Origin of the sequence: Bartonella sp. B1099 (genome assembly GCF_944801835.1) — a bacterium.
In the GTDB taxonomy this organism is placed as follows: Bacteria; Pseudomonadota; Alphaproteobacteria; order Rhizobiales; family Rhizobiaceae; genus Bartonella.
The window spans coordinates 100995-118808 of sequence record NZ_CALYLN010000001.1 but is presented as its reverse complement, the minus strand read 5'-3'; the positions used below and the strand labels follow the sequence as shown (position 1 = coordinate 118808).

Annotated in this window: 14 protein-coding genes; 5 read left to right on the top strand and 9 right to left on the bottom strand. The window is 34.9% G+C overall.

Annotation, left to right across the window (positions count from 1 at the left end; all coding sequences use genetic code 11):
- Position 1: 1 nt before the first annotated feature.
- Positions 2 to 880, bottom strand: coding sequence for a protein-disulfide reductase DsbD domain-containing protein (locus NNJ73_RS00540; RefSeq protein WP_254492238.1), 879 nt, complete (start codon positions 878 to 880; stop codon positions 2 to 4).
- A 71-nt stretch (positions 881 to 951) separates the two neighbouring features.
- Between NNJ73_RS00540 and NNJ73_RS00535 the strand changes: the two genes are divergently transcribed.
- Positions 952 to 1536: a YqgE/AlgH family protein gene (locus NNJ73_RS00535; RefSeq protein WP_254492237.1), complete on the top strand. Its 585-nt coding sequence runs from the start codon at positions 952 to 954 to the stop codon at positions 1534 to 1536.
- A 409-nt stretch (positions 1537 to 1945) separates the two neighbouring features.
- Here the strand turns inward: NNJ73_RS00535 and NNJ73_RS00530 are convergent, their stop codons facing one another.
- The 7 genes from NNJ73_RS00530 to NNJ73_RS00500 form a co-directional block, all read right to left on the bottom strand.
- Positions 1946 to 4831, bottom strand: coding sequence for an EAL domain-containing protein (locus tag NNJ73_RS00530; protein WP_254492236.1), 2886 nt, complete (start codon positions 4829 to 4831; stop codon positions 1946 to 1948).
- A 405-nt stretch (positions 4832 to 5236) separates the two neighbouring features.
- Positions 5237 to 6511 carry a pitrilysin family protein gene (locus tag NNJ73_RS00525; RefSeq protein ID WP_254492235.1) on the bottom strand — a complete coding sequence of 425 codons (1275 nt, stop codon included), beginning with the start codon at positions 6509 to 6511 and terminating at the stop codon, positions 5237 to 5239.
- A gap of 84 nt (positions 6512 to 6595) precedes the next feature.
- Positions 6596 to 7993 (bottom strand): threonine synthase, encoded by a 1398-nt coding sequence (thrC, locus tag NNJ73_RS00520; RefSeq protein WP_254492234.1) that lies wholly within the window; start codon positions 7991 to 7993, stop codon positions 6596 to 6598.
- Positions 7994 to 8643: 650 nt separating this feature from the next.
- Positions 8644 to 9006, bottom strand: a complete 363-nt coding sequence (locus NNJ73_RS00515) for a hypothetical protein (protein WP_254493178.1) — start codon at positions 9004 to 9006, stop codon at positions 8644 to 8646.
- Between the two features lie 211 nt (positions 9007 to 9217).
- Positions 9218 to 9580, bottom strand: coding sequence for a hypothetical protein (locus NNJ73_RS00510; protein ID WP_254492233.1), 363 nt, complete (start codon positions 9578 to 9580; stop codon positions 9218 to 9220).
- Between the two features lie 177 nt (positions 9581 to 9757).
- Positions 9758 to 10114 carry a hypothetical protein gene (locus NNJ73_RS00505; protein WP_254472957.1) on the bottom strand — a complete coding sequence of 119 codons (357 nt, stop codon included), beginning with the start codon at positions 10112 to 10114 and terminating at the stop codon, positions 9758 to 9760.
- A gap of 1939 nt (positions 10115 to 12053) precedes the next feature.
- Positions 12054 to 12749 (bottom strand): HAD family phosphatase, encoded by a 696-nt coding sequence (locus NNJ73_RS00500; protein ID WP_254472956.1) that lies wholly within the window; start codon positions 12747 to 12749, stop codon positions 12054 to 12056.
- Positions 12750 to 13118: 369 nt separating this feature from the next.
- Here NNJ73_RS00500 and NNJ73_RS00495 point away from each other — a divergent pair, with 369 nt between their 5' ends.
- Together NNJ73_RS00495 and NNJ73_RS00490 are read left to right on the top strand one after the other, a co-directional pair.
- Positions 13119 to 14207, top strand: a complete 1089-nt coding sequence (locus NNJ73_RS00495; RefSeq protein WP_371923241.1) for a site-specific DNA-methyltransferase — start codon at positions 13119 to 13121, stop codon at positions 14205 to 14207.
- 276 nt (positions 14208 to 14483) lie between these two features.
- Positions 14484 to 14696 (top strand): DUF4102 domain-containing protein, encoded by a 213-nt coding sequence (locus NNJ73_RS00490; protein WP_254492231.1) that lies wholly within the window; start codon positions 14484 to 14486, stop codon positions 14694 to 14696.
- A gap of 539 nt (positions 14697 to 15235) precedes the next feature.
- Here NNJ73_RS00490 and mutY read toward each other — a convergent pair.
- Entirely contained in the window at positions 15236 to 16342 is a 1107-nt protein-coding gene (gene mutY / locus NNJ73_RS00485) for an A/G-specific adenine glycosylase (protein WP_254492230.1), read from the bottom strand.
- Between the two features lie 162 nt (positions 16343 to 16504).
- Between mutY and NNJ73_RS00480 the strand changes: the two genes are divergently transcribed.
- Both NNJ73_RS00480 and NNJ73_RS00475 read left to right on the top strand, forming a co-directional pair.
- A complete protein-coding gene (locus NNJ73_RS00480; protein ID WP_254492229.1) occupies positions 16505 to 17005 on the top strand; it encodes a DUF721 domain-containing protein in 501 nt (166 codons plus the stop codon).
- A gap of 83 nt (positions 17006 to 17088) precedes the next feature.
- Complete coding sequence (locus NNJ73_RS00475) at positions 17089 to 17745, top strand: DsbA family protein (RefSeq protein ID WP_254492228.1); 657 nt, start codon at positions 17089 to 17091, stop codon at positions 17743 to 17745.
- The last annotated feature ends 69 nt before the right edge of the window (positions 17746 to 17814 follow it).

Genomic DNA, 17814 nt, shown 5'->3' with positions numbered 1-17814 from the left:
ATCATGGGATAGCAAGAGGTATTGACTGTGTACGGAATATAAATGTTCCACTTAAGGCGTGATCTTTAAAGGAAACTGTATAAAAAATTTTTTGATTGGTTTTCTCTGGTACGAAATAGAGTGGAGCGCTAAAGAGTGTATATTCTGCATTCTCACTGATTTTTTTTGTTGCTCCAATTTGCATTTCTCCTCCATCTAAAAAGAGAGAGTAGGGCGTTTTTTTGTTATTATTTTGTATTTTTATAAGGAGGGTATTATTATTTTTTTCGGCGCTTATTTTTAGAGCATTTTGCGTCATGCGCGGCAAAGAATCTTGGGCATTTTTTAACAAGGAAGTGGGAAGGGATTCGTTTTTAAGAGCAGATGGCAAAAAATCAAAGTTAACCGTTAATGGAAGGCAGATTTTATGGCATAATCCAAGAGTGAAAGTACCACTTAAATGTTTGCTGGAAGAAGATAGATTAAAGGGCAATACCACTTTATCTTTATAGCCTAATGACCAATCATTTTCTGTTTCAAAAAGCTGTGGAGTAGGATAAAAGATTTCATAAGAAACCTGTTGGTTGAAATTAAAAAAGGGTGCCATTCCTGAATTACCTGGATTACGCCAGTACGTTTTCCATCCTGGTTTGAGGACAATTTCAATAAAGCCTTCTCTCACTTCAGAAAGAGAAGGTTCAGTGATTGCTAATCGAATACGCCCCCCCTCTGATTCATACCAAGAGGTTGAGAAAAGCTTGAGTTTTTGTTCTGTTTGAGCATTTACAGAAATGTTAAGTAATTCTAAAACTATCAATGTTAAGCTTAAAGTAACGAAAAGCTTTTTATAAAAGAAAGCTGGGATATTTTGTAAATTTGTAAATATGTGACTTTTTTTCATTGGAGTTTTATTTTCCTAGTGTACTAAATAGACAAACTTTTATCATGTAAATTATGGAGAATAACAGATTAATGAAGCAGTGTAATGGCTTTTTGGGTGGACAATTACTCATAGCAATGCCTGGGATGAATGACAAACGCTTTATTCGTTCTGTTATTTATATTTGTGCGCATTCTGATGCTGGTGCGATGGGCATTATTCTCAATCAATTACATCATATTGATTTTCCAGAGCTTTTGCTTCACCTTGGTGTAATAGACAGTGGCCAAAAAAAACAACTTTCTGAACCAATAAAACAGTTTCCAGTTCGCTATGGTGGTCCTGTTGATCCTTCGCGTGGTTTTGTCCTTCATTCAGATGATTATGCTTGTGAAGAAACTGTTTTTATTGCAGATAAGGTCTGTTTTACGGCGACAATTGATATACTAAAAGCGATCAGTTGTGAACAAGGTCCACAACATGCACTGGTAGCATTAGGTTATGCTGGATGGAAAGCAGGGCAACTTGAGGCAGAAATTTCTACAAACGGTTGGTTAATCAGTTCGACATCACCGGGTTTTCTCTTTGAAAGTGATTTAAGTTGCAAGTATGATAAAAGTTTAACACGCATGGGGATTGATCCAATCTATCTTGCTTCTGAAATGGGACACGCGTAGAGTTTTTTCTGAGCTTTTTAATTTTGCATGTTATTCGATTCCTTATGTTTTTATTTTAAAGAAATATTCCTCAGTACGCCCAAGCTCATTTCACGACGGCATTTGTAAGTGATCTTACGGTAAATCCATTAAGTCCCCCATCTTTACGCTTGTAAAGTAACAAGCTGGGCATTATCGTTATATTTGCCAGCCCTCAATGGTGCGACAGCGCTTGGCAGTTAAGACGATTCATGAAAAGGCATTTTCTCCCTTTTTTAATAGTTATTTCTCCACTTGTCCTCTCCCTATTTATGATAAGCCAAGCGAGTGGTTTTAATTGATTCAACATGAGAGGGATTTTGAAAGAAAAGAATCTTATGGTACTCAGAGTTTTAATTCAAGTTGAATAATACTAAATTATCATTATAAATCAGTATCTTGGCTTATAAGGGAAATGGCTTTGAACGAGAGTAATTAACTCTTCTATAGCAATTGGTTTCGTCACAAGTGTACTTTGAACATATTTACAGCCTTCTTGACGGAGAAAGATTGCTTCTTTTTCATTTTCAACACCTTCTGCGATAATTTGCAAGTTAAGATCTGTTGCCATATTAATGATAGACTTGAGAACGAGCTTCTTCTTGAGAGAGTCGATAGAGATCAGTGAACGATCAAGTTTAACCATATCAAATGGATAACGTACGAGATAGGTTAGGGACGAATAACCTGTTCCAAAATTATCGAGTGCGAGGTTCATTCCAAGTATTTTAATTTGTTCGAGAAAGTGGGCTGATTGTTCAGGATTGTTTCTTAAGACAAATTCCGATATTTCAATCATCAAACGCCCTTTATGGAGCGGGTGGCGAAGCAGAACGGCACGCAGTTGACTGATAAAACGAGGATGAATCATCTCTGCGCTTGGTAAATTAATTGAAATAAAGAAAGATTGTTGGGAAAATTTTTCTTCTACATTTATAAGATCGATAATAGCATTATCGATAATAAATTGTGACAAATCCATAACGATTTGTTCATTTTCTACGATTTTTATGAAATCAGAGACATTTAATTTTCCATAAGTTGGATGATGCCATTCCACAATTGTTTCAAAACCAATAATATGTCCGTCTGATAAATTAAGAATAGGATGGTAGAGAATTTTCATCTCATGACGCTTTATGGCATAATGAATATCTTTTTCCAGAGTATTCTGTTCGAGACCCAGGGTGCGAAAATTAGGACGAAAAGGTTCAATATGGTTTCCCCCCATTTGTTTTGCACGAATCATTGCTAATTCACTATCATTAAAAATATCTTTAGCTGTTGATCGGCTTTCACTCCATGTAACCAATCCGATAGATGTTGAAAGAATTATTTTATTTTCCGAAAGTGAAATAGGTGCTGAAATTGTTTTGTGCAAATGATCCGCAAATGCTGCAATTTTTTGTGGTTCAGTTTCACTGAGTAAAATGATTGCAAAACGGTCTGCTGAAAGGCGCGATAAGGTATCTTGAAAGTTAATAAGACGATTTAAACGACGGGCGATTATAAGGAGTACAGTATCCCCAACGGCTATGCCTAATTTGCGATTAATTTGACGAAAATTATCAAAATCAATCATAAAGACGGTCGGTTTAATTTTAATATTTGCTTTTGCCAAAGAGGTATAGTTTTGTAGCCGATCAAAGAAAATTTGTTGGTTAGGAAGGCCAGTTAAGCTGTCGTGAATTGCATCATGCAATAAGCGTTCTTCAGATTTTTTATGGTTCGTAATATTGACAATAGTTCCAATGACACGTGTGATTTTCCCATCTTTTTGCATCGCTGGACGCGCGCGAAGAGAAAACCAATGATAATATCCCCCCCCGGAAGAAAGCCGAAAAATTTGATCAATACGCCCTTTTTTATTTTTAAGAATGATATCCAATACGGCTTGGAAGCGTTCACGATCATCATAATGCAAGGCTGAAATCCAGTTGCGCATCGTCCCATTGAGGTTGTGGATTTCAGTACCAAAAAAGGTTTTTATGTTTGGATGAACAACAATACGATCACGCTCAATATTCCAATCCCAAATAATATTTCCAGCTCCTTTTGCTGCGAGGACTTGTTGTTCAAGATCGGAAAATATTCCTTCATGGAAAGCGTCATGAGAAAAAGTTTGTTGCAGAACAGTAAAGCTAATGAGAAGAACAATGAGGACTAATCCTCCCGCTAATGCTGGCTGGATAATGTCATTGTTTAAATGTCCTTCTATGCAGGCATAGGCTCCCACACACCAAAAGCTAATAAGCAACCATGTTGGAATAAGCATAATAGCGCGGTCATAGCTTCGGATTGAAAAATAGATGATGAACAGTATACCCAGCATAGCGGTAAGGCCAAATGATAGACGGGCAATTCCTGCTGCTCTGATTGGATCATAAATAGCAAAGGCTCCTAAACTGCAAAAGGCAATGATCCAGGCGATAGCACCATAACTAAAATGATAATGCCAGCGATTGAGATTGAGATAGGTAAAAAGAAAAATGAAGAGTGTTGCAGCAAGGGCTACTTCTGTACCTGCACGCCAGATTGGTTGTGTTGTGAGTGTAACTGCAAAGAATTTATTTAAAAAGTTGAAGTCAATACCAATATAAAAAAGCACAGCCCAAGCGACAGCAGCTGTTGCAGGAAACAGCCCTGTCCCACGGACAACGAAGAGAACGGTTAACAAAAGTGCTAAGAGACCTGATATCCCAAGAAGAATACCATGATAAAGCGTATAAGAATTAATGGCGTCTTTATAAGCTTCAGGTTGCCATAAATAGATTTGCGGTAGATTTGCAGAGTTAAGTTCGGCTACAAATGTAACAACAGCACCCGGATTGAGAGTAATATGAAAGATATCAGAGTTCGTACTCTGTTGACGATCAAGAGAAAAACCTTCACTTGGTGTTATAGATTGAATCCGTTCTGATCCAAGGTCTGGCCAAAAAAATCCAGAGTGCGCCATGCGATAATGGGGGGCAACGATGAGACGATCGACTTGTTCATCTGTTGGATTTGCAAGAGAAAAAACTGCCCAATTTCCAGAAAACTTTTCACTTTTTGCCTGCACTTCAATACGCCATACAATACCATCTGGTCCCGGCGCTGTACTTGTTTGAAAAATAGAGTTGTTTGTATGGTGAATTTCAATGGCTTTTGAGAGATCAAGAGCAGCATCTTGAGAAGAAATCTTAACGGGTTCAATAGCGTGTGCTGATGTAAGATGGACAAAAGAACTAACGACGATAATGAAAATGATGTCAATTATTTTACGCAAACTTTTCACAATGTCCCACTCTCAATATTTTAAGATGTCTAATTTTCATTTGGATTTTTGAGAAAAAACGTCCACCTTTTACCATTTATTTACAGAATAAATCGGATCACTTCCTCTTAAGTTATATGATTTTATAGACAAATAGACCATATACCCATTTGCTTCCATGAAACTTGAAGCGGATGGAACCTTTTATGTTTTAAAAGAGCAAAGTTAAATCATGAATTTATAAATTTCATGGATATAGCTTTACGCATTAGAATCTCTATCACATGAAGGAGAAATTGGATAGTTTTGTACGCCTCTTTGTCCAATATTTCCAAAACTTATTTAATGAGAAGAGTTTTTATGGTAAATTCTATGATAAAATATATTCAATGTTCTTTGTGATGCTTCTTTTAAAAAAGCAGTTTTTTACTTTAGCTTATATGAAAGAGTTGATGTTAAGTCATCAAAATTCATGAGAGGGCCGACAGGTCCGACAGCAGTGAGTGTTGGCGTGGAACTTGTAAAAAGACGATGCGCTAAATCAGTTAACCTTGTAGGTGTGATGAGATTGAGGCGTTCAATTGTTTCCGATATTGGAATAGGGCGACCGTAAAGAAGTATTTGGCGAGCAATGAGATGTGCTTGACTAGAAGGATTTTCCTGTGACATTATGAGATTAGCACGGTATTGTGTTTGTGCTCGCTGGAGTTCGTTGGCGTGAATATTTTTGCTGGCCTTGGAAAGTTCATCAAGAATCACAGGCAGAAGTTCTTTGAGTCCTTCTTGTCCAGTTGCTGCATGAACACCAAAAAGCCCAGTATCTGAAAACCCCCAATGAAAAGCATAAATAGAATAGCATAATCCACGTTTTTCTCTTATTTCTTGAAAGAGACGTGAGGACATCCCTCCACCAAGAATGATTGAAAGAATTTGGGTCGCATAAAAATCACGCGCGTGATAAGCACGCCCTTCAAACCCTAGAACAACTTGTGTATCCATTAAATCGCGATATTCACGAAAGTCGCCGCCGACATAATTTGCAAGATTAGGAAGAGAGGCGGTTGAATGGGGGCGAAAAGTGCCAAGACGACTTTCAACTTCTTTTATAAAGCTTTCGTGTTTTACAGCTCCAGCCGCGACGACAATCATACGATCTGCACTATATTGTTTATTGATAAAATCATGAAGATCAACAGATGTAAATGATTGAAGAGTTTTAGCTGTTCCTAAAATAGAACGACCAAGGGATTGATGACGAAAGGCAGTTTCTGTAAAGTGATCAAAAACAATATCATCAGGCGTGTCATGGGCGGCACCAATTTCCTGAAAAATGACCTGTTTTTCTCGTTCTAGTTCATCTTCGTCAAATTTTGAATGCATCAAAATATCGGCTAAAATATCGATAGCAAGTGGGATATCGCTTTTAAGGACACGTGCAAAGTAAGCTGTTGTTTCAATACTGGTTGTGGCATTGATTTCACCACCAACATCTTCAATATCGGTTGCAATTTGAAAAGCGCTACGGTTTTCAGTTCCTTTAAAAGCCATATGTTCAAGAAGATGGGCAATACCATGCTGTGTGAAGGTTTCATTGCGTGAGCCTACTTTAACCCATATTCCGAGTGCGACACTATCAATCTGTTGCATTGTATGTGTGGCGATCGTCAAACCATTACTAAGGCGACAGATATCTACATCCATGTATTTACGACTCCATTAAACAAGCTAAATACCTCATTGTTAAGGGTATTAGAATATTCTTGATTTAAATTAATGCAGCTAACTTTAATAAGATGCACGCGATTTTAAAGAAATATAATCTTTGACTATTTTTTCATCATTAGCAAGACTTATGAAGTGTTCTTCACTTTCCATGACATCATTGAGATGAGAGGGCCATGGGGCATGAAGTCCACAAGCATTTTTAATTGTATCAGGAAATTTAGCAGGATGAGCCGTGGCAAGGACGATCATTGGAATATGTGGTTTTTTATTTTCGCGCGCTACTTTAAGGGCGACGGCTGTATGTGGATCAACAAGATAGCCACTTTCTTTATAGACACGATCAATTGTTTGTGCTGTTTCAGCCATGTTACTTTTTCCAGCGGAAAAGAGGGAACGAATATTGTTGAGTTGCTTTTCATTAAGAATGAAAGATCCCGTTTTTTTCAAATCTTCCATTGCATTGCAAATCCACATTGGATCACGATTGCTACTTTCAAACAGTAAACGTTCAAAATTAGAAGAGACTTGAATATCCATAGAAGGTGATGTTGTATGGATGATGGGTTGTGTTTTGTAACTACCGGTGGTCAATGTCCGTGCAAGGATATCATTATCATTTGTTGCAATAACCAGTTGAGCGATGGGTAATCCCATACGAGCAGCGACATAACCTGCAAAAATATCACCGAAATTTCCAGTAGGAACAGTAAATGAAACAGCTCTATCAGGAGCACCTAAAGAAAGTGCAGATGAAAAATAGTAAACAATTTGCGCCATAATACGCGCCCAATTTATAGAATTAACACCTGAAAGGGCTCTTTTTTTACGAAAATGATGATCATTAAACATTGCTTTGACAAGAGCCTGGCAATCATCAAAATTTCCTTCAATGGCAATGGCATGAACATTTGTACTTTGATTGGTTGTCATTTGCCGTTGTTGAACAGATGATACACGTCCTTTAGGAAATAAAATAAAAATATCTGAGTGCTCTTTTCCAGCAAAAGCTTGTATCGCAGCTCCTCCTGTATCACCCGATGTTGCAGCAATAATCGTTGCACATCTATTTTTTTTAGTCAAAACATAATCCATCAGTCGAGAAAGAAACTGCATTGCCACATCTTTAAAAGCTAAAGTAGGCCCATGAAAAAGTTCAAGGATAAATTCATCTGTTCCAGTTTGTTGTAATGGACAGATTGCTGGATGATGGAAGGTTGCGTAAGATTCAGCAATCATATTTTCAAAAGCTGTATATTCGATCTCATTATTTACAAAGGGCCACAGAACTGTTTTAGCAATTGTTGTATAAGACTGACCACGAAGTGCGCGTAACGCATCAAATGATAGTTGCGGAATTTTATCTGGAAGATAAAGTCCACCATCATTTGCCAGCCCTGTCATGATCGTTTCCGTAAAGCTTAAAGCAGGAGATTGTCCTCTCGTGCTGATATATTTCATAAGTTTTATCCTTTTTTATTTCTGGCAAATTGATGAAGTTATTTATTTCATGTTTTTCATAATATTTAAATTAGTAAATGGATAGAAGCTTATTTTCTTTTTTTGACTCAATAAATAAAAGAAAAATGAAAGAAATAGTCTTAAACATTTTTATTTTTGAGATCCAAACGTCAAATGTTCACAGAAAATCTGTTACAGTTGGAAATTTTCTCTCTATTATTCATTCACTTAAAACTTACAACGTATCTTCTCTTATGTAGCTTCCTGAATCATGAAATCAAATAAATAGAATGATATTTATTGGAGAACTCTTTTGTAAAATTCAATTGTTTAGAACTATTTTATGCTCTTAATACTTTAGTAACAATTAAATTTACTAAAATGAATGTTGAAATGATGCATCTTGAGATTCACATTGGAAAATTTATAAGGTAATTTTATGGCATTTCGTGCGCAAATGTATATTTTGAATAATCTTTGTTTAGCTTAAGTTATCAGCTTATATATGAATTAAGTATTATATTTGTGCTATACAATATGCTAACCTCAAGCTTATCCATAGAAAGCATAAAAACAGCCTGCCAGATGATAGCAAGCAGGCTGTAAAATATTCCTATTTAAAATAGAAAAAATAATTGAGTATCTTTGAATTATTTACATTTAATTTTACCGATTCCCCATCCGATTATTCCGCTAATTATTGCCATAATAGATCCTGTCAAGAATCCAAAACCCAAAGCGCCTACTGTAGAAAAAACGCCCAGAGTAATGGGTTCAAACACTTTCTCAACTTTTCCTTCAATGGCAGATTCATTTTTTACATTATGAATGAAATTTGAGACATAGAAAGCAGCGATATTGATAGCTTGTTTCTTTTCTTGTTCTATGAGAGGAATAGTTTCCCATGGAGCATCATTTTTTAAATGATTAGCATGAACATTTATAACTTGTGAAAGTAAAAAAGCAATCACTATTAAAATATTTAATACATAAGTTTTTAATATTTGAATCATCATTTATCACCAATACTTTTATTTTAGTATGAATTGAATAGATGCATTGGTAGAATTAGTGCACATTGAGAAAAGAGAAAGCATTTAAAGCTGTTTTTCATTCTTTTAATGGGATAATTCATTGTTTTTTATCATCAACAATAAATAAAAACAGAATGCATCTATATTTATATTTCATACAAAAAGATTTTATTCTTCTGAAATTTCAATTTTAACGAGATTTAAAATGCGATATTATTTTTCCTATCATCCATCCGAAAAACATGCCTAGCGTACTTGATGCATATCCAATTGCCATCGCAAGACCAAAATTTCCAAGTACAAGACGTTCCATGACCTTTTCAACTTTTCCTTCAATGATCGTTTCATTGTCCACATTACGATTTAGGCTTGGTATATAGAGAGAAATGGTATGAACTGCATCCTTTCTTTTCTGTTCTATTGCAGAAACAAAAATATTTTCACGATGAGTCCTCTTTTGCAAATAGTTTGCATGGGCATTTGAAATCTGTGAAAGAGAAAAGGTAAACATCATAAAAATAATTAATATATGACTTTTAAATAATTTAATCATAATTTACCTCAAATGTTTTATACTATTCAATATATATGCGTATATTTATAATTTGGATATTTGGATATAATCTACAGCATTTATATTTTAGTAAGAGGATCTTCATTATGTAATTACTTACAACAAATGAATAATACATAATGAAGTCCTTATTCTAGTGTTATACAATACATTGAATTATTTTAAGAACGTTGAGATGTCCTTTATCCAACTTATGATTGATCCTATAACATTTATTACACATCCAGTAACCAATACTCCTATTCCTATAGTCATGGGGTCAAGGACCTTTTCAACTTTTCCTTGAAAGGTTGTCCCATTTTCTGTTTGATAACTGACAGATGGAGCATAGAAAGCAGTTGTAGAAACTGCATCAGATTTTGCATACTTTATTTGTTTCATTAGGGGAATAGACAATTCCTCTTTTGGGGTAGTATTTTCTAAATAATTTGCATTAACATTTACAGTTTGTGAAAGAAAAAAAGTGCTTGCTATAAAAACACTTAAGAAATAATTTTTAAATATTTTAACCATAACCTTACCTCAAATACTTTTAACTTATATATGTAAGTAAATATACATATAACTTACATTATAAATAAAACACATATTTCATTATGTATTTTAAGTCAACGCTTAAAACACATATACTAAATATATTTTTAAATTTTTATAAACATTATTGCAAAAAGTAACAGTAGTAATTACAAATTATATTTTTTAAAATATTGTATTAAATATTTTATTATGCATTATAATATAAAACGATATGTATTAACCGTATCATTTTATAAAATGATATTCATATTATTTTGAAATACCAATTTCATAATAAAAAATAGAAATTATGATCCATTTATGAAAACAGCTTCAATAATTTAAACATAATAGACATATTAAATTTTATTCTATATATAATATATATTGCTTATTCATATTATTATTTAACTTTTGTCATAATAACATAGTGCTATTTCTTACTTTGCTATTAATGATATATACTTTTATGCTATAGATAATAAAAAATGTATAATTCTCTCATAGTGTAAAGGAGAGCTCAAGTTGGATAGAAATCAATGATATTGTCTTGAACCTTTTTCTCGCCAATGTGAACAGAATATTACTATGATACAAAGCAGTATGAAAATATCAATTCGGACGCATTTATAAGGGTCGTAAAATCAGCATTGGATAATATTTTTCAAAATTTTCTTCTTGTTCAGACTGAAAAACTGCTTTTGTTTTTTTAGAAAAGGTATTTTTCTTAAAGTTGAATTACTTTTGAAAAGATCTCGTTTCATTGATTATTAAAAAAATCTATTAAGTGTTTTCAAAAAATTTTGAGAAGCTGCTGATATTTCTTTACGTTTTTCAACATCAGCGATTATATGTTTCATATTTATGTTCTTGTTAAAAAAATTCTCAAGGTACCAATCCTATTTCGCAATGATGCGTGTGAATGATATAATGATAAAGCCCCATATATAAAATTTTTAGGATATCAGCATCTTTAACGTTTATAAAGACGAAAGAGGGCACTGTTATACACTTTGCTCATTCTTAATGTTGCTACAATCCTTGGCATTTGAGGTGCTTCATGAAGAGGCGTTTTTATTCATTTCTTTAATTGATTCAACATATCCAATATTTGAAATGAGAGAATTTTACGATATTCATTTTTTTTATTTAATCTGAACTATGCTAGATTATTATATAAATCAATATATTGCGCATCAGTTTTTTGGTAAGAAATATTTTCTATAAAAGCATATATCTTTATCAAAGATATATTTTTTAATCTTTATATACCCTTGGAAAGATTATACCAATTGATGTTATCAAAAGCTTGTTTAAGCAGCACTATCAATAAGCCTTCAACAAATGTACGAGATTTAGCTTGAGGAAGTGTAAACTCTTGTAGCTCAACAAGAGTGTTTTGTCGTTTTCAACAAGCTCTTGTGTTCTATAGATTCCAAGAATTTTAAGATGTTATCCTACGGTCAATACGAACAAAGCATAAAAATTTTACCCTATTGCGTAATGTATTTAATAAGCTGAGGGGGCGTGGTTTTGGCATAGCAATTTACATACTTTATTGAGTAAGGCATCGTAATATTTTTTTTGACGAATCGAGCCATTTATCAGGATGGGTAACTGATGTTGGGACTAGGATATTGGATTTGAGAAAGATAGGCAGTTTACCAGTAGATTTGATTTCTCAGAAGAGTGGATTTCTATGAGTTCGTATCCTTATTTTTGCTTCTTTTAAAGCATGTGTAATGGTTAGACTTATGCTTTCTGGGCAAGGTCCCATATTTTTTCTTCTTCACATTATTAAGATGCAATCGCCCTATGTTGAAAATCACGTATTTATTAAAATTATTAGGAAAGAAGAGAAGCAAGAAGGGGAGGACATCTGGATAAAAATGTCCTCTTACAAGAATTTACAAACGGATATCTTCAAGAGTTTTTTTTATAAGAAATCGCGCCATACAGCCATTGCTTCTAAAACTTCTCCTAAATGAGCATGCTTTGCGATAACCGTTTCCGCACCAGCTTCTGCAAGTGCATTAGAGTGGCCAAGATAGCTATGGGAACCTCCCGTAAAGCCGATGACACGCATGCCTGCTGCTATGGCGGCATGGACACCATGAAGTGAATCTTCTATAACGATTGTATTTTGGGGTTCTGCTTTTAATTGTTGTGCTGCAAAAAGGAAAACATCAGGAGCTGGTTTTGTTTTTTTTGTTCCAACTTCAGGTGCTGAAAATATTTTACCTTCAAAAAGGTCATAGAGATCAACTGTGATGAGCATCTCTTTTATATCTACGCTCTTTGCATTAGAGCAGATACAGTAGGGATAGCGCGTTTGAATCATTTCTATGGCTTCTCTTACATCAGCAATCGCCCGTAATTCAGTTTTTATTTGTGTACGAAAAATATTGGTCATCTGATCTATGAGATGAGCAGAAACTGGTTTTTCTGTTTCCTGTTCAACGTGTTTAAGAATATCGCGAAAGATAAGCCCAGCAAAACGCTCACTCAATTCTTCGGGTGATATTTCATATCCTGTTTGTTTTAGCAATTGAGATCCAATTTTTGCTGCAAGATATTCAGAGTCGACGAGAACACCGTCACAATCAAAAATAATAAGATCTATCTGAGGCATAAGATATTCCTTTACATGTTATGAGATGGACAACTTTCATGAAAACAATCTTAAGAGGACCTTATTTCATAAAAATACGCTTTGAAAACGATTCTTAATTCTTTTACAAAATAAAAGCTATGGGAACAGTACATTAAAAAAGAAAAATAAAGATTCATTCTTATGAAAGTTTTTTACTTAAAAAAAATAAAAACAAATATCAATTTTGTAGAACTTTAACGATACGTTTACTCTATTTTGTAAATATGGATTGGTAATGCGGGCCTATAAACTATTTTGATTGATTATAGGGCAAATTCAGTTCATTTTGTTGGGTTTTTCATGACAGTTATTCAGCTTCAAAAAGATTTCATTCGTACTCCCTCACAGATGCCATGGCGCAATAAAATTTTTAAAGGAGATTGTGTTGCCGTTTTAGAAAAATTGCCAAAACATTCCGTTGATATGATTTTTGCGGATCCTCCCTATAATTTGCAATTGGATGGTGCGCTATACCGTCCAGATCATTCGCTTGTTGATGCGGTTGATGATGCATGGGATCACTTTGAGAGTTTTGCTGCTTATGATGCTTTTACCCGTGCATGGTTGCTTGCATGTCGTCGTGTGTTAAAACCTAACGGAACACTTTGGGTTATAGGATCTTACCATAATATTTTTCGAGTTGGGACGGCATTACAAGATTTAGGTTTTTGGATGCTTAATGATATTATTTGGCGCAAAAATAATCCGATGCCTAATTTCCGAGGGCGCCGCTTTCAAAATGCCCATGAGACGCTTATTTGGGCTGTACGAGATCAAAAAGATAAAAAGTACACATTTAATTATGAAGCCTTAAAAGCGGCGAATGAAGATTTACAAATGCGTTCAGATTGGCTTTTTCCTCTCTGCACTGGAGCTGAACGTTTAAAGGATGATTCAGGGCGTAAATTACATCCAACACAAAAACCACAAGCGTTATTAGCGCGTATTATTATGGCTTCTAGTAAGCCTGGTGATGTTATTCTTGATCCGTTTTTTGGTTCGGGAACAACAGGTGCTGTTGCCAAGCTTTTAGGGCGTGACTTTGTTGGGATTGAACGCGAGCAAGATTACATTGATGCAGCATGTGAGAGAATTGCGGCCGTTAAACCTTTAGCACAACCAGAACTGGCAATTTTGGATAGAAAAAAAGCAGAACCACGTGTAGCATTCAATAGTTTGCTTGAAGCAGGTTTACTCTATCCTGGAGAAGTTCTTTATGATCGTAAGAAGCAAGTATCTGCTATTGTAAGAGCTGATGGTACAATCATGCATGGTGGTGAAGCAGGTTCAATTCACGCAATGGGAAGAAAGGCTCAAGATTCGCAGAGTTGTAATGGTTGGACCTTTTGGTATTATGAGGAAAATGGACGGTTGAAGTCCATCGATCATTTAAGAATGATCATACGTTCACAAATGTTAAAAACAGGTGTTTTATGAATGAAGGTAATCGCTTCATTCTATTGACCACCAACGTATACTTGATCTTGATTGAGATGGATATGAGGCTGCTTTATACCTTTTTAAAGCGTGCAAAGCATTGATTTATAAAGATAATCTAGCGTTATTCATATTGAATGAGAGTCTCGAATAACGTAAGATTCTCTCATTTCAAATCTGTTTATGTTACATCAATCAAAACCACTCATTTGCACATAACAAGCGGGATGAGTGTGTGGATCAAATTTGTATAAGAAAGGAGTAAAAATGGTCCTTATGAATCGTCTTAATGCAAGATCTGTTACAGCATTGGGGGCTGGCAAATATAATGATGGTGCCGGCTTGTTACTTCATAAGCGTTATCGACATACCAACCTCGTTTGTAAGCGTCAAGCGAGTGTTTTTATGCTTCTTGTAGAAGACATCAAAATGAGAAATTTTCATTCTATATTCTTATTTAAGTGCCAAAATAATAAAATTTCAATATAATTTTATAAAAATGAAATATCAGAATTAAAAGCCTCATTCAGAAGTTTAAAATCAAGAGTTTTTTGAGGTAAGACTTAGACCTATAAAGTGCGTTTAATATGTGATTTATAAAAATAATTTGCATTGTTCAACTTAGATTAGCTTACCAAAAATATCGTAAATTTTCTTATTTCAAAGCTGTTCCATATTGAATCAATCAAAATCACTTGTTTGCACGTCATAATCGGGGCTAACAGAGGGATAAAATTGCTAAAAAAGGACTAAAAGTACTACTTATGGACCATCTCAAGAGTTAAGGGCTGTAGACAATATTGGAGATTGGTAAAGTGTGTGATGGGACTAGTTTGCTCTTTCATAAGTGAAAAAAGATAAATCCTGAAATTTAAATTCAAGCGTTCTAAGTTTTTTCTTCTTGTGTAATTCTTATCTGTAGGAAAAATTGGTTATTTCATGTTCTTAAATTTTCTTTTACAGATGAAGAAATGATCGCTAAGGATATCAAAGTCTCCGTTAACAAATATTTTTACCAATAGGGACGGTCATTTAAATCTGAAAGAATTGGGAAGAGCTATGGCGATGGCTTTTTTCATAACAGTAGGGAGCGCTTCGTCGGCAAGATGTTGAATGTTGCACCACCAACCATTTTCACAATTCGTTTCATGAAGATCGTCAGTATAGTAAACATCGAGTTTTAGAGAAAAGTGAGTAAAAACATGGGTAATTTGTCCTTTGAATTGCCAATTGGCAGTAAAGGGTGCATTTTGAAGTCCATTTTCGTTGTTTATGCCAATATTATTAGGAATTTGGGTCATTCCGCCAAGGAGTTTTTGTGTCTGTCTTTTTTCTAAATAAATTTGTCTCTTTTTATTAAGGACCACAAAAGCAACACCTGTTTTTAAAGTGCGTTCTTTTTTAGGAGCTTTGACTGGAAAAGCTTCTGTTTGTTGCATCTTTTCCGCTTTGCATAAACTTTGAAGAGGGCAGATAAAACAAGATGGTTTGCGTGGCGTACAAATTGTTGCTCCCAAATCCATCATTGCCTGAGCAAAGTCGCCAGGACGATTTAAAGCGGTAATCTTTTGTGTTTGTTCTTTAATTTCAGCTTTTGCTTTTGGTAATATTGAAGTGATAGCAAAAAGCCGGGCTACCACACGTTCGACATTACCATCAACCACTGCTACAGGGTGGTTAAAAGCAATTGCGGCAATGGCTGCAGCTGTATAATCTCCAATCCCCGCGAGAGTTCGTAAGGCTTTTACAGATTGTGGAAATTGTCCTGTGTAGTTTTCAACAAGCTGTCGTGCACATTTTTTAAGATTACGTGCGCGTGAATAATAACCAAGTCCAGCCCATGCTTTCATGATGTCATCTTGGGAGGCTTTTGCTAAAGAGAAAAGATCAGGCCAAAGTTTCAGAAATTTTTTAAAATAAGGCTTAACCGTTTCAACGGTCGTTTGTTGAAGCATGATTTCAGAAAGCCAAACGTGATAAGGATCAGGACGGATACCTTGTTTTTGCTCTTCGGGGGTAATCCGCCATGGGAGATGTCGGTGATTTTGATCGTACCAAGAAAGGAGGTGCGAAGAAATTTCATACATGATTGTTTTCAAGCATAGGGAGATGTAAAATGCAAAAGAAAAAAGCATTTATTGGGTCATCTATGTTTTTTTGCTTCTGTATTTTTATTGTTGAGATTTTGGTGAAGAGAGAATTTCTATTTTGTTGATATTATATAAATTGGAAAGGCAATAATTTTTAGATAAAACAAATGATTGTCATTGAGTAAACGGTTGAATAATGATCTAAAAATGAGAAAACAACTAAAAAAGCATGCTTTTTATTCCCTTTCTAGGACGGTCCTGAAAATACTTGATCCAGTTTTACGCAAACGGACAGGGCTTAATGTCGCGCTTATAGAGCATTGGCCACAAATTGCGGGCTATGATATCAGTAAACATACAATGCCCCTTAAAATTATTTGGAAACGTCGCGCCGATCAAGATGAAGTTTTTAAGCCCGCAACACTTGTTATCGCATGTGAAGGATTTGCTGCATTAAAATTGATGCATGAAACAGAGGAATTGCTTCATAGAATTAATGGATTTTTTGGCTATATTGCGATTGATCGCATCAAGATTGAGCAAAGGAGTGTGTCGATTTTTATGAAGCATGGGCCTCTAAAGCCGACTTTGAGTGAAAAAAACAAAAAGTGCCTAGAAAAAATGCTCGAAGGAATTGAAGATAAAAACTTACGCCAATCACTTTATAAACTTGGCTGTTGCATTTTCTCGGAAAAAAATAATAAATAGCAAGATATTTTATATGTTTTCCTTTAATATATGCAAAAGCATTGGATTCCTATTCGTTTAATAACAACAGAAAAGTATTATTTATGGTGAAATATCGTTCTTTTTTATCTTTCGGAATAATTTTTCTCTTCATAACAATTGTACAAAACAGTGTAACAGTTGCTTTAGCGCGTGGTCTCAAACCCGTTGCAACAGTCGATATGGCTGAGCTTCTTCAATCGGGTAAAGTAAAGGATCGCTTTGAGGGAGAGGCAGATGCTCCAGTCATCATTGTTGAGTATGCTTCGTTGACATGTACGCATTGTGCGCATTTTTATAATGACATACTTCCTCAAATTCGTAAAAAATATATCAAAACAGGAAAAGTAAAACTGATTTTCCGCGATTATGCTTTTGATCCTCGGGCAACAGCAGGTTTTATGTTAGCGCGCTGTGCACCAGAAGATCGCTATTTTCCTTTGATAGAGGTTTTATTTCAAAAACAAAATGAGTGGGTTTGGGGAAAAGATGCTGTGACACCGTTGAAAAAAATTAGCTTAATGGCGGGTTTTACAGATGAAAGTTTTACTGCGTGTTTGAAAAATCAGTCCATTTTAGATGAAGTAAATGCATCTTTTGAGCGTGGTAAAGAACTTGGTGTCACAGCAACGCCTACTTTCTTTATCAATGGTGATAAATATGAAGGTGCCATGAAAGTAGAAGAATTTTTTTCGGTGATTGATGGTTATCTTAAAAAGTGAATTTTAATCTTCCAGAAGGTGGATCAGTGAGATGTGTGGTCATTTCTCTTTTGGAAGGATTGCTATTGT

Coding starts and splice junctions, on each gene's coding strand:
- NNJ73_RS00540 (WP_254492238.1), bottom strand. CDS start 880: ATGAAAAAAAGTCACATATTTACAAATTTACAAAATATCCCAGCTTTC.
- NNJ73_RS00535 (WP_254492237.1), top strand. CDS start 952: ATGAAGCAGTGTAATGGCTTTTTGGGTGGACAATTACTCATAGCAATG.
- NNJ73_RS00525 (WP_254492235.1), bottom strand. CDS start 6,511: ATGGATGTAGATATCTGTCGCCTTAGTAATGGTTTGACGATCGCCACA.
- thrC (WP_254492234.1), bottom strand. CDS start 7,993: ATGAAATATATCAGCACGAGAGGACAATCTCCTGCTTTAAGCTTTACG.
- NNJ73_RS00515 (WP_254493178.1), bottom strand. CDS start 9,006: ATGATTCAAATATTAAAAACTTATGTATTAAATATTTTAATAGTGATT.
- NNJ73_RS00510 (WP_254492233.1), bottom strand. CDS start 9,580: ATGATTAAATTATTTAAAAGTCATATATTAATTATTTTTATGATGTTT.
- NNJ73_RS00505 (WP_254472957.1), bottom strand. CDS start 10,114: ATGGTTAAAATATTTAAAAATTATTTCTTAAGTGTTTTTATAGCAAGC.
- NNJ73_RS00500 (WP_254472956.1), bottom strand. CDS start 12,749: ATGCCTCAGATAGATCTTATTATTTTTGATTGTGACGGTGTTCTCGTC.
- NNJ73_RS00495 (WP_371923241.1), top strand. CDS start 13,119: ATGCCATGGCGCAATAAAATTTTTAAAGGAGATTGTGTTGCCGTTTTA.
- NNJ73_RS00490 (WP_254492231.1), top strand. CDS start 14,484: ATGAATCGTCTTAATGCAAGATCTGTTACAGCATTGGGGGCTGGCAAA.
- mutY (WP_254492230.1), bottom strand. CDS start 16,342: ATGCTTTTTTCTTTTGCATTTTACATCTCCCTATGCTTGAAAACAATC.
- NNJ73_RS00480 (WP_254492229.1), top strand. CDS start 16,505: ATGAGAAAACAACTAAAAAAGCATGCTTTTTATTCCCTTTCTAGGACG.
- NNJ73_RS00475 (WP_254492228.1), top strand. CDS start 17,089: ATGGTGAAATATCGTTCTTTTTTATCTTTCGGAATAATTTTTCTCTTC.